This window comes from Hydrococcus rivularis NIES-593, from assembly GCF_001904635.1.
Taxonomy (GTDB): Bacteria; Cyanobacteriota; Cyanobacteriia; order Cyanobacteriales; family Microcystaceae; genus Hydrococcus; species Hydrococcus rivularis.
This window is the reverse complement of record NZ_MRCB01000014.1, coordinates 116,264-129,135: the sequence shown is the minus strand read 5'-3', so window position 1 is coordinate 129,135 and position 12,872 is coordinate 116,264. Positions and strand designations below refer to the sequence as shown.

Sequence of the window (12,872 nt, the reverse complement as noted above, 5' to 3'; positions counted from 1 at the left end):
ACAGGGAATCCCCCGCTACAGCAGCGATAGCTGTTTAGCGGCGGGAGGTTCAATTTTCCTGCTGTTGAATTACTAAAACCGAGCAATGAGCGTGATGAATCACGTAGTTACTAACACTTCCCAGGATCAATTCCGATAAACCCGATCGCCCTCTACGACCGATGACAATCAGATCTGCGCCCCACTGTTTGGCAGTCGCGCAAATTTGCCGACCGGGTTCGCCCGGTTGATAATCGGATTCTGCTTTAATTCCCGCCTCGGTAGCTTTTTGGACGAAAGAACTCAGCCAAGCTTGCAGTTCCTCTGTCGCTTCTCTAATCAGTTGTTCTTCCAATTCGATAATTTCTTGGGAATAAACGCCGCTGTAAGCTCCCATTCCGGCGTAAGCGAGGAATTCGGGCATTCCTGCTATGGGTTCTTGCAGGCAATGAAAGATCATCAACTGACTGTTATAGGCTTTGGCTAGCTGTAGCGCCTTTTCAAACAATTCCGGCGTAGAAGCCAAATAATCAACCGCTACAAGAATTTTTTTAAAACCAACTGTTAAAGAATGCCCCTCTTGGTTTTGCGGGGTAAGGACTTTCTGACTGTTTGCCGAATAAGTCATAGCCCCTCACTTATATTTTGCTCTACCTCTAATTTCAGCGTGACATAGTTTTAAAGTTTGGGAGCGGCTTCGATAGAAAAGTTAACTGGCTCTTTAGAGAGGACGAACTCGCTCTAGAGCGGCTTGCAGTTCTTCTCCTTCAATGACTTCCGTTTTAAGCAACTGTTGCGCGATCGCGTCTAATAACTCGCGATTGCGATCGAGGATGGCTATCGCTCTTTGATATTCGCCTTCTACTATCTGTTTGACTTCCTCGTCGATCGCTTTAGCAGTTTCTTCGCTGACCAGGCGGCGGAGATTGTCGTTGCCGTTGCCCAAAAAATTCGCTTGTCCGACGCGATCGAATGCCAACGGACCCAATACTTTGCTCATTCCATAGGTAGTCACCATGCGTTCGGCAATATCCGTCGCGCGTTGCAAGTCATCTGCTGCGCCGTTAGTCACGCTGCCGAACACCAGTTCTTCAGATGCCCTACCGCCGAGCAGCGTAGCAATTTGCTCGCGAAATTCCGCTTCGCTCATCAAAAAGCGGTCTTCAGTCGGCATTTTCAGCGTATAACCCAAGGCAGATAGACCGCGAGGAACGATGGAAATTTTAGCCACTTTTCCACCTCCCGGCATGACGGCACCGACTAAAGCATGACCGACTTCGTGGTAAGCAACGATCTGTTTCTCTTTTTCGTTGAGGACTCGACTTTTCTTCTCCAACCCGGCAATTACCCGTTCGATCGCCTCTTTCAGTTCGTTTTGGGTTACGACTTCTTGCTGGCGGCGGGCAGCGAGGAGGGCAGCTTCATTGATTAAATTAGCTAGATCCGCCCCGGCAAAGCCAGGGGTACGAGCAGCGATCGCTTTTAAATCCACATCTTCTGCCAACTCGACCTTGCGAGCATAGACCTCTAAAATTGCTAGCCGTTCCAACAAATCGGGGCGATCGACCAGTACTTGTCGATCGAACCTTCCGGGGCGCAGAAGGGCTGAATCGAGGGTTTCCGGGCGGTTGGTTGCCGCCAAGACAATGACCGTCGATTCCCCAGCAGCGAAACCGTCCATTTCTGTGAGCAATTGATTTAGGGTTTGTTCGCGCTCGTCGTTACTGCCGCTAGCAAACCCCCCGCTACTGCGAGATTTGCCGATCGCATCCAATTCGTCGATAAAAATAATGCAAGGGGCTTGTTTTTTTGCCTCGTCAAATAAATCGCGGACTCGCGCCGCACCAGTCCCGACAAATAATTCAACAAACTCGGAGGCGGAAATGCTGAAGAAAGTCACGCCCGCTTCTCCGGCAACCGCTTTTGCCAGCAGCGTTTTTCCCGTACCGGGAGGACCGACGAGCAAAACGCCTTTGGGAATTCTAGCTCCAATTTTGTTATAGCGCTCCGGGTTTTTGAGAAATTCGACAATCTCGACTAATTCGGTTTTTGCCTCTTCTGCCCCAGCAATATCGGCAAAGGTAATCCGGGCAGACTCTCCCTCGACATAAACTTTGGCTTTGCTTCTGCTAAAAGCAAGGCTTCTACGCTCCTCGCCGCGATCGAGTAAAAAATGCATGGCTCCCACCAAGATTAGCGGCGGAACCACCCAAGCGAGTAAAGTCATCCACCAAGGATTTTGAGGCGGGGGGGACGCAGCAAAAACGACTCCTTTCTCTCTCAGTTTGTTGGGCAATTGCGGATCGTTAAGCGGAATCGTTTCTAAAACCTCTCCTTCAGCAGACGTGTCGTTAGCGCTTGACGAAGCATCCGCATGAAATGGGTTATCGGGGGTTTTCGTTGTCTGAAGTGGGTTGTCAACGGGAAACTGAAATAGGTTTTCGGGATTCTCCCCGACACTGCGAGAAGCTTTAAGCTGGTAGCGAATCAGATCGTTGCCAACCATCACCACTGCAACTTCGCCTTTTTCTACTTGCTCTAAAAACTGGCTGTAGGGTTGTAGCGGATATCGAGACGATCGCGGCCAAAATAAATAAGCTAAAAAAGATACGCCTGCTAGCACCAAAAGAAGATTGCCAAGAGAGGGAATTTGAGGCTTGTTTTTAATACTCATGATTTCGCGATGCTTTCTAGAAAGCTGATGAGAGCAAGCAACAGTTTCTCCATTTTAGCTGTAGATCTTCTCCGCTCCTACTTTAGAACTATCCGGTAATTGATTGCTCATTTAAGCGCCGAACGGCAACGACTGCCGGACGGGGAGGATGGTTAGCAGCTTTGTCGGGCCAGTTTGAACCGATCGGTATCTTGCGCTGTTGTATGAATTCTCGACCTGTCGTTGTCCGCATGTCAAACTGACGAATTTCTGTTTTGAGATCTTGGCGCATTCCTCCTGCTTCTCCCGGATGTTGGATCGCTAGAAATAGGGTTTGCCGGTCTTCGGTAAAACGCAGACCGCAGATTTCCGTATCCATGGGAGAAATCGCAAAGGGATATGCTGTGCCAGCATTAGCACCCGATGTCGGAATAAACCAAGCAGAATTATTGCCAAACAGACCAACTAAATCGGTTTGGCTGACTGGATTTCCATTAACAACTCGGCTAGCAACTGCTTTATTTTGGCTGCTGGTAGACATATCAGTGACCATCCAGAGATTGCCATCGGGATCGATTTCGAGATTATCGGGATTGGAGAAACCCAACCCTCCTTCGGCAGGTTCGCCTCCGGTTGCAAAAAGCTCCCAACGAAAGGTCATCGAATCGGGATTGCTGTCATCTTCTTGCAAGCGCATTACCCAACCGAATTCGTAGGGAGTTTCTCCTTGCGGTCCTTTAAAAATTTCCTTGTCGGGACCGCCATCGCTGCCAGGAGAACCGGAAGTAAAGGCGATAAACAGCGTTCCGTCTTGGGCTACCTCGGTATCTTCGGGACGTGCCGTACAGGTAATTCCTGCTGCGTTTGCCGCGTAGTGAGCGTCGATTAAAATTGCCCCCTGTTTTTCGGTCGGATCGCCTTCATAGAGGTCGCCCAGGGTTTTAAATCGTTCTTTGAAAATGGCAATTTCAGATTCGCTAGTCGCTTTGATAATTCCTCCAGTAAGACGATTGGGATTGGGGAGGGGAACCATGCCTTTTCCGTCCTCGCCTGCCACTTGACTGGGCAAAACCGGATCGATAGGAGTATTGGGATTTAGGGGAATCCAGCGACCCGTTCCATCGGCATTGAATTTCGCACCGTAGAGCATTCCTTCTTCGAGCAAGCGAGAGTTTGCCTTGTCTTTGATATCGCTTACCGTTTCCGTGGAGATAAATTTGTAGAGGTGCCCTCCCCTGCGATCGCATCCCGAATAAACGGCTAATGGCTTGCCAGGAACGGCTCGAAAGGCGACGGCTTCGTGGCGAAAGCGTCCCAACCAAGTATGCTTAGTACCGTAATCGTCGGGGTTGGCGGGATCGATTTCTACCATCCACCCGTATTTATTGCCAGCTAAACCCAATACATTGGCTCGACCGTCTAGATCTTCATCGGTAATCAGAAAGGGAGCCTCGGAAGGGTCTAAAGAAGATCCATCTGCCATGACGGGTTCGGGCACTTGGTCTTGAAAATTCTCTTCTGCACTCAATACGGTTCCCCAGGGAGTCGTTCCGCCCGCACAGTTTTGAAAGGTGCCGATAATTTTGTCGCCCAGTTTGTCATCGTAGCCTTTCTTATTGGGCTTGTTAAAAATGGCGACAGCAGGACCGGTTGCTTTGAGATAGCGTCCGTCTTCTAAACCCGAAATTCCGGTAATGCGGCGATCGCTTTTTGAAAAAGTGCGCTCCCACTTACCATCGGCGTTGCGACGAATAGAGATAATGCCAATCCCTTGATCGATTAATCCTTCTTTAGAAATTTCGAGAATTTTGGCTTTAAGCGAGTCGTTCTCTGGCAAGGCAAAGGCATCGATCTCGCCTTGAGTGTCTTTAGCGGCGGCTTTTACTTCGTCGAAGGGCAGAGACTTCCCGATAACCATTGGATAGGTTTGCATCCAGGTTTTGCCGCTAATGTATTCAAAGTTAACCGTCAAAAATCCTTCGTTGGGGCTGGTTTCGACGAAAGATAAGTAATCGTTATTGTAACCGAAGCGAGAATCTCCCACGCGATCGCCCCACGCGGCAATAACATCGTAGGTAAAGCCTTCTGGCAACACCAGATCGTCTACTACTTCATAGGTGCTGTAAGCTGATATCTGTTCTGCCTCTGCCATGCCATCAATATCGAGTGGCATTGGGACTTTAACGGGTTGAAAACTCAGTCCTTCGATCTGTAGCGAGTTGGTTTTGGGAGAGGTTTGAGCTAGCGTCGGCGTAGTAAAGGGCAAAGAAAATTTTTTATTGGGTTCGCCCAGTGCGATCGTTCCAGCACTTGCCCCTAGAAAGTAAAGAAATTCTCGACGTTTGATTGTCATGGGTCGGTCTTGTGTTGAAAATGCCCATCTGGGAAAAGTACCAGATGCTATATGTGACGGACATTAAATCTTAGTCGATGTAGTTTATGAGAAAGTTATAGCTTTGCGAATAGAATTAATTCGCCGCTAGACAAACAAAACCTGCGCAGGCAGGTTTCTAAAATACTAAGCGATCGCTCTTTAATTTTTCGCTTTTACAGGTGCTTGTAGCAACCAAATATCTTTAATCCACGCTATGCCACTGCTGGAAAAATCGAGATTGATTTTAAACTTGCCCGGATTCTGTTCTTTTTTAAAGTAATAGCGCACTTCATATTCTTTCCATTCCGTTCCTAAAACATTAGCAGTACGATAGTTGATAAGATTGCTAGTTTTGAACCCGAAAAAATCCATCGGGCGATCGAATCCTAAACATAAAGTCACCGCTTCTATCATTTGATCCGTTTTCATCCAAGCGCGACAGGCGATGATACATTCTTGAACGTTAGGTTCGTCAATTTCAAACAATTTGACGCTTCTTACGGGTTTTTCGATCGTCGATGAAGTTTCCAAAAAACTTGCGAAAGCACTGTTTTCTTCTTGTGCATCGTAGGCTTCTATCCGCCATGCGTCCCCATCTACAGAAATACAACGTTTAGTAAGCAGTTGGTCTGTAATATCGAAGCGACGAATTAACTGAAAGGGTTCTTCGGCTTCTGGGACTCCAAAGCGTTCCTGAAGATTATTGCCTAACTGTTCGATACCAGACTTGAGCCAACCTTCAAATTGTGACCTGAGATCGTCAAACATATAGCTTGTAGATTTGGATGGGGTTTATTATAATACAATTTGAAACATAATTAGTATTATAGCCGGAGAGCGATCGGATTTTCATCGAGACCAACAACCTCGCGGCATAATATTACAAGAGAAATATTACAGAGTATTCCCGTAGAACTGTGACAGAAGTAAAGAAGCTCAAAGATACCGTTAATCTGCCCAAGACCAAGTTTGACATGCGGGCAAACGCCGTCAAGCGAGAACCAGAAATCCAGAAATTTTGGGCAGAAAACCGAATTTACGAAACCCTGTCGCAGAATAATCCCAGTGAAATTTTTGTCCTCCACGACGGACCGCCATATGCCAACGGGGATTTGCATATGGGTCATGCCCTCAACAAAATTCTCAAGGATATCATCAACAAATACAAGCTGCTGCGTGGCTATAAAGTTCGCTACGTACCTGGATGGGACTGTCATGGGTTACCCATCGAACTGAAAGTTCTGCAAGCCATGAAGTCCGAAGAACGGGAAAGTCTAACCCCTTTAAAACTTCGCCGCAAAGCAAGAGATTTTGCCCTGAAAACGCAAAAAGAACAGTGCGAAGGATTCAAACGCTATGGCGTTTGGGGAGACTGGGAACATCCCTATTTAACGCTGACCCCCGACTACGAAGCGGCGCAAATCGGCGTCTTCGGTCAGATGGCCCTCAAAGGGTATATCTATCGAGGATTAAAACCCGTTCACTGGAGTCCCAGTTCGCAAACTGCCCTAGCAGAAGCAGAATTGGAATATCCAGAAGGTCACACCTCCCGCAGCATTTATGTGACTTTTCCCGTCACCCAAGCAGGAGAAGCAGCTAAGGAAGTCTTAACCCCATTTATCCCCAATCTCGGCGTTGCCATCTGGACGACAACTCCTTGGACGCTTCCGGGAAACCTAGCCGTTGCTCTCAATCCCGATTTAACCTATGCAGTAGTAGAAGCGGATTCTTCTTTGTGCCAACACCGATATCTCATCGTTGCCAAGGATTTGGTCGAGAGGTTATCACAAACCTTTGGCGTTAACCTGACAGTCAAAGCAACCATTTTAGGAAAAGACCTAGAACATACCACCTATCGCCATCCTCTTTACGATCGCACTGGCGAGATCCTCATCGGCGGAGATTATGTTACCACGGAGTCCGGTACGGGGTTAGTTCATACCGCACCCGGTCACGGACAGGAAGACTTTATAGTCGGTCAGCGGTATGGGTTACCCATCCTTTCCCCCGTAGACGATAAGGGCAATTTTACGGCAGAGGCGAAACAGTTTGCGGGGTTAAACGTCCTCAAGGATGCCAACGAGGCAATTATTAAAGAACTGCAAGAAAAGGGCGTGCTTCTCAAAGAAGAACCCTACACGCATAAATATCCCTACGATTGGCGCACAAAAAAACCGACGATTTTCCGCGCGACCGAACAGTGGTTTGCATCAGTCGAAGGATTCCGAGATGAAGCACTAAAAGCCATCAAATCCGTCAAATGGATTCCAGCCCAAGGCGAAAATCGCATCACCCCAATGGTAGCCGATCGCGCGGATTGGTGCATCTCTCGTCAGCGGAGTTGGGGCGTTCCCATCCCCGTTTTCTACGACGAAGAAACCAACGAACCCCTGATGACCGAAGAAACTATTAATCATGTCCGGGCGATTATCGCCGAAAAAGGTTCCGATGCTTGGTGGGAGTTATCGGTAGAGGAATTATTGCCCCCAACCTACCGCAATAACGGACGCAAGTATCGCAAGGGAATGGATACGATGGATGTCTGGTTCGACTCCGGTTCTTCTTGGGCAGCAGTTCTCAAGCAACGAGAAGAATTAAAATATCCGGCGGATATGTATTTAGAAGGATCGGACCAACATCGCGGTTGGTTTCAATCGAGTTTGTTAACCAGCGTTGCCACCAATGACATTGCCCCTTATAAGATGGTTTTAACTCATGGCTTTGTTTTAGACGAAAAAGGTCGTAAAATGAGTAAATCGTTGGGAAATGTCGTCGATCCAGCCGTTATTATCGAAGGCGGGAAAAATCAACAAAAAGAACCTGCCTATGGGGCAGACGTGCTGCGGTTATGGGTATCTTCTGTCGATTATTCCGCCGACGTTCCTCTCGGTCCAAATCTTCTCAAACAGTTAAACGACATTCGCGGGAAAATTCGCAATACAGCCCGATTTTTATTGGGAAATTTGCACGATTTTGACCCAGAAAACCATGGGGTTTCCTACGAACAATTACCCGAATTAGACAAATACATGCTGCACCGGATAACTGAGGTGTTTGCAGAAGTGACGGAGGCATTTGAAACTTTCCAATTCTTCCGCTTCTTCCAGGTGGTACAGAATTTCTGCGTGGTAGATTTGTCGAATTTCTATCTCGATATTGCCAAAGATAGACTTTATATTAGCGCTCCAGATTCTTGGCGCCGTCGCAGTTGTCAAACGATTTTAGCAGTAGCCGTAGAAAATTTAGCAGTTGCGATCGCGCCCGTACTGTGCCATCTAGCAGAGGATATCTGGCAATTTCTTCCCTACAAGACTCCTTACAAGTCCGTCTTCGAGTCTGGATGGGTAAAAATGAAAGATGAATGGAAAAAGCCAGAATTAGTCGATTCCTGGTCAAAATTCAGGCAGATCCGCAATGAAGTCAATAAGGTAATGGAGTTGGCGCGAAATGGCAAGTTAATAGGCGCATCTTTAGAAGCAAAAGTGTTGCTTTACGTGTCGGATGGAGAGTTACGAAAGCGATTAAACTCTATCAATCCGTCCGACAGTTTGAGTGGCAATCGAGTCGATGAATTGCGCTATCTGTTTTTAGCCTCTCAAGTAGAATTAGTCGATTCTCTTGAAGCAATTGCTTCAGCAGACTACAAAAGCGAATCCGATCTCGTTTCTGTTGGCGTTGTCAAAGCTGATGGGCAAAAATGCGAACGCTGTTGGAATTACTCGACTCGTGTAGGAGAGTTTCCAGAAGCTCCGACGATTTGCGAGCGATGCAACGCGGCACTAGCTGGGGAGTTTTGATTAAAGCTCGCGTTTCGGGAAGCATTGTGCTATCCTAAAAACAGCTTGTAGGCTGGATTATGGCTTTCGTCCCAGTAGCGATAGCCGAGTGTATCGAGAAAAGCCTGCCACTCCTCCATCTCGTGGGGAGGAACTTGGATCCCGACGACAATTCGCCCGTAGTCTGCCCCGTTGTTGCGGTAGTGAAAGAGACTAATATTCCAATCGGGACTCATGGAACCGACGAACTTCATCAGTGCGCCGGGACGTTCGGGAAACTCAAACCGATAGAGCAACTCATGATAGGCGAGGGGAGAGTGTCCTCCGACCATATGTCGCAGATGCAGTTTCGTCAATTCGTCATCGGTTAAGTCAAGGGTTTTAAAACCGTTAGCTTCAAAAGTCGCGGCTATTTTTACCGCGTCGGCGCGATTTTGAATTTGAACGCCAACAAAAATATGAGCGGTTTGTTTATCGGCGATGCGATAGTTAAACTCGGTCAGATTGCGTTTGCCGATACATTCGCAAAACTTGCGCAGACTGCCTGGTTCTTCAGGAATGGTGACGGCAAAAATAGCTTCGCGGCGTTCGCCCAACTCTGCTCGTTCTGCGACAAAGCGAAGGCGATCGAAGTTCATATTAGCACCGCAGGCGACGGCAATTAAGGTTTGTTCCTGAATTTGTTCTCGTTCTACATAGGCTTTAGCTCCCGCGATCGCAAGCGCCCCCGCAGGTTCTAGAATCGATCGCGTATCCTCAAACACGTCTTTGATGGCAGCGCAAGTATCGTCCGTCTCCACCAAAATAATGTCATCTACGTACTGTTGGCACAACCGAAAGGTTTCTTCGCCTACTTCCCGCACTGCCACGCCGTCGGCAAATAAGCCCACCTGAGACAAACGCACCCGTTTTCCTGCTTTGAGGGATTGGTGCATGGCATCGGCATCCACTGGTTCAACGCCAATAATTTTAATTTCGGGACGCAATCGCTTCACATAAGCTGCAATTCCAGAAATCAATCCGCCCCCTCCAATTGCCACAAAAATGGCATGAATAGGTTTCTGATACTGCCGCAAAATTTCCATGCCAATCGTTCCCTGTCCGGCAATCACATAAGGATCGTCGAAGGGATGAATAAAGGTCAATCCTTTTTCCGCCTCTAGTTGGCGGGCGTAGGCATAGGCATCATCGTAGGTATCCCCACATAACACGACCTCTCCCCCACGCGCTTTAACCGCGTCCACTTTCACTTGAGGAGTAGTCACTGGCATGACGATAATCGCTCGCGTTCTCAGCACAGAAGCGCCGAGGGCAACTCCTTGGGCATGGTTTCCCGCAGATGCAGCGATTACCCCTTGTGCCAACCGCTCCGGCGGCAATTGCGCCATTTTGTTATAAGCTCCCCGCAGCTTGAAGGAAAAAACTGACTGCATATCCTCCCGCTTGAGGAGAAGTTTATTATTAAGCCGTGTCGATAGATTTGGAGCGTATTCTAAAGGCGTTTCTTGGGCAACATCATATACGCGGGCAGTCAGGATTTGTACCAAGTAATCACAATACATGAAGTTAACGGGTGCAAATGCGGGATGGAGAATAATTTTACCGCTACTCGCGCACTCATTTTGCGGTTTCCACCATAAAACAAAACCTCCCGAACAAATCCAGGAGGCAAAAACATGAAGTCTCTTTCTTAATCTTTATGAAACAACGGCTTCTTGAGGGTCTTCGCTCTTAGCTGTTTCCTTCTGCTGCAACGCTGCATAGAGACGATTGAGGGCACTGATGTAAGCGCGAGCAGAAGCAACGATAATATCGGTATTGGCTGCATGACCGGAGTAGATTCGTCCTTCGTGCCGCAGGCGAATGGTAACTTCGCCCATTGCATCAATCCCTGCCGTGACAGACTTGACGGAAAACTCGATCAGTTCGTTAGGGATGTTCACCACTCGATTGATCGCTTTGTAGACGGCATCTACAGGTCCGGTACCAATGGCAGCATCCATAAGTTCTTTTCCGTCTGGGGTACGCAGCGCAACTGTGGCAGTGGGACGAGCATTATCGCCGCAGGAAACTTGTACCAACTCTAGGTGGAATAGTTCTGGTGCAGTATTAATTTCGTCGTTGACAATTGCCTCTAAATCCCAGTCGGTGATTTCTTTCTTCTTGTCGGCGACTTCTTTAAAGCGCAAGAACGCTTTATTTAGATCGGTTTCCGATAGCTCGAATCCCAATTCTTTGAGGCGAGTGCGGAAGGCGTTGCGTCCCGACAGTTTACCAAGCACGATCTGATTGTTGGTCAAACCGATGGACTCGGCATCCATGATTTCGTAGGTTAGCTTGTGCTTGAGAACGCCATCCTGGTGAATGCCCGACTCGTGGGCAAAGGCATTGGCACCCACGATCGCTTTATTCGGCTGTACCATCATCCCTGTCAGGTTGGATACCAGACGAGAGGTGCGGTAAATCTCTTTAGTATTAATATTGGTAAGCGGTTCGGTGGAGTCGGCGGGTCGTCCCAAGAAGGGGTTAAAGTACTGACGACGCACGTGCAGCGCCATCACCAATTCTTCCATAGCGGCATTGCCTGCCCGTTCGCCGATGCCGTTGATGGTGCATTCGAGCTGTCTAGCCCCATTTTTAACGGCTTCGAGGAAGTTGGCGACTGCTAAGCCCAGGTCGTTGTGTCCGTGGACGGAGATAATGGCGCGATCGATGTTGGGAACGTTGTCTTTGATTCCTTTTATCAATGCACCAAATTCGCTAGGCGTCAAGTATCCTACCGTATCGGGAATGTTGACGGTGGTTGCGCCCGCTGCGATCGCGCTCTCTAATACCTGATAGAGAAATTCTGGATCGCTGCGTCCGGCATCTTCTGGCGAGAACTCTACGTCTTCTACCAGCGACTTGGCATAGGCGACCATCTCCGGCACGATCTGTAAAACTTCCTGCCGCGTCTTTTTAAGTTTGTGCTCTAAGTGGATATCAGACGTAGCGAGAAAGGTGTGAATTCTTTTCTTAGCGGCGGGCTTGAGGGCTTCTGCTGCGGCTTTGATGTCCTGTTGAGTTGCTCTTGCCAAACCGCAGATAGTGGGACCTCCTTCGATCCCAACGGCTTCGGCAATTTTTTGAACGGCTTCAAAATCTCCCGGACTGGCGTAGGGAAAGCCTGCTTCGATTATGTCTACTCCCAGTCGTGCTAGTGCCGTTGCGATCGTTAGCTTTTCATCTACATTCAGGGTAGCTCCTGGCGACTGTTCGCCATCTCTGAGCGTAGTATCGAAGATGATAATGCGATCTGGTTGCTTATTCATGGCACTATTTGCACGTTATTTGAGAATTTTAGGCAATACTTATCGATCATATCGGCTTAAATTCTATATTAAGCCATTAATTTGTGAGTTGAATAGATTAATAATCCGTTTTTTCGATCTTGTCGCGAATGTCATTGAGGTCGATATAGCGATCGGTGGCATTTCTTAGCTCTCTGGCAATCATTCCTTCTGTCGATACAACGGTGATGTGGGTATTTTTAGAACGCAGGAGTTCGATCGCTCTCTCAAAATCTCCGTCGCCGCTAAATAAAATAACGCGATCGTATTGATCGACGGTATTAAACATATCTACAACAATTTCTATATCGAGGTTAGCTTTTTGGGAATAGCGACCGGAACTATCATCGTAATATTCTTTTAAAATTTTGTATCTTACCGTATAGCCGAGGCTGATTAATGCATCTCTAAAACCCCTTTGATCCTGAGAATCTTTTAAGCCAGTATACCAAAAAGCGTTAATTAAAGTAACGGTAGGATCGCTGGTAAAATATTCTAGAACGCGCCTGGGATCGAAAAACCATCCATTTTTCTGCTGGGCATAAAACATATTGTTTCCATCGACAAAAATAGATAGTCTATCCTTTTTTTGACAAGTACAATTATTGGAGTAAGTCATAAAAGCTCATACCTAATTTTTTTAAAGATAACTAATTTAATTACATAATTTAATCTACTATTTTAGCAGCTTTTTTTAGCCAAAAGCCGAGGGCAAAATTTACGATTTTTAGATGCCTATAAGTAGGCAAATTTTTTCCTAC

General features: G+C 47.5%; 8 protein-coding genes. 1 reads left to right on the top strand and 7 read right to left on the bottom strand.

The window, feature by feature from the left end; genetic code table 11:
- Positions 1–49 precede the first annotated feature (49 nt).
- The 4 genes from NIES593_RS13170 to NIES593_RS13155 form a co-directional block, all read right to left on the bottom strand.
- A complete protein-coding gene (locus tag NIES593_RS13170) occupies positions 50–607 on the bottom strand; it encodes a universal stress protein (protein ID WP_073600016.1) in 558 nt (185 codons plus the stop codon).
- 93 nt (positions 608–700) lie between these two features.
- A complete protein-coding gene (gene ftsH, locus NIES593_RS13165; RefSeq protein WP_073600015.1) occupies positions 701–2,653 on the bottom strand; it encodes an ATP-dependent zinc metalloprotease FtsH in 1,953 nt (650 codons plus the stop codon).
- An 88-nt stretch (positions 2,654–2,741) separates the two neighbouring features.
- Complete coding sequence (locus NIES593_RS13160) at positions 2,742–4,985, bottom strand: PhoX family protein (protein WP_073600014.1); 2,244 nt, start codon at positions 4,983–4,985, stop codon at positions 2,742–2,744.
- A gap of 180 nt (positions 4,986–5,165) precedes the next feature.
- A complete protein-coding gene (locus NIES593_RS13155) occupies positions 5,166–5,774 on the bottom strand; it encodes a hypothetical protein (protein WP_073600013.1) in 609 nt (202 codons plus the stop codon).
- Between the two features lie 206 nt (positions 5,775–5,980).
- On the opposite strand from NIES593_RS13155, the gene ileS reads away from it, so the two are divergent.
- Positions 5,981–8,803: an isoleucine--tRNA ligase gene (gene ileS / locus NIES593_RS13150; protein ID WP_217651901.1), complete on the top strand. Its 2,823-nt coding sequence runs from the start codon at positions 5,981–5,983 to the stop codon at positions 8,801–8,803.
- 29 nt (positions 8,804–8,832) lie between these two features.
- Here ileS and ilvA read toward each other — a convergent pair whose 3' ends face one another.
- The 3 genes from ilvA to labA form a co-directional block, all read right to left on the bottom strand.
- On the bottom strand, positions 8,833–10,344 hold the full coding sequence (gene ilvA / locus NIES593_RS13145) for a threonine ammonia-lyase, biosynthetic (RefSeq protein WP_073600011.1): 1,512 nt from the start codon (positions 10,342–10,344) through the stop codon (positions 8,833–8,835).
- 135 nt (positions 10,345–10,479) lie between these two features.
- A complete protein-coding gene (locus tag NIES593_RS13140) occupies positions 10,480–12,093 on the bottom strand; it encodes a 2-isopropylmalate synthase (RefSeq protein ID WP_073600010.1) in 1,614 nt (537 codons plus the stop codon).
- Between the two features lie 97 nt (positions 12,094–12,190).
- Positions 12,191–12,730 (bottom strand): low amplitude/bright protein LabA, encoded by a 540-nt coding sequence (gene labA, locus NIES593_RS13135; protein WP_073600009.1) that lies wholly within the window; start codon positions 12,728–12,730, stop codon positions 12,191–12,193.
- Positions 12,731–12,872 lie beyond the last annotated feature (142 nt).

Excerpts from the sequence above, each read along its gene's own strand:
- ftsH (WP_073600015.1), bottom strand. The coding sequence starts at position 2,653 with ATGAGTATTAAAAACAAGCCTCAAATTCCCTCTCTTGGCAATCTTCTT.
- ileS (WP_217651901.1), top strand. The coding sequence starts at position 5,981 with ATGCGGGCAAACGCCGTCAAGCGAGAACCAGAAATCCAGAAATTTTGG.
- NIES593_RS13155 (WP_073600013.1), bottom strand. The coding sequence starts at position 5,774 with ATGTTTGACGATCTCAGGTCACAATTTGAAGGTTGGCTCAAGTCTGGT.
- NIES593_RS13170 (WP_073600016.1), bottom strand. The coding sequence starts at position 607 with ATGACTTATTCGGCAAACAGTCAGAAAGTCCTTACCCCGCAAAACCAA.
- NIES593_RS13160 (WP_073600014.1), bottom strand. The coding sequence starts at position 4,985 with ATGACAATCAAACGTCGAGAATTTCTTTACTTTCTAGGGGCAAGTGCT.
- labA (WP_073600009.1), bottom strand. The coding sequence starts at position 12,730 with ATGACTTACTCCAATAATTGTACTTGTCAAAAAAAGGATAGACTATCT.
- ilvA (WP_073600011.1), bottom strand. The coding sequence starts at position 10,344 with ATGTATTGTGATTACTTGGTACAAATCCTGACTGCCCGCGTATATGAT.
- NIES593_RS13140 (WP_073600010.1), bottom strand. The coding sequence starts at position 12,093 with ATGAATAAGCAACCAGATCGCATTATCATCTTCGATACTACGCTCAGA.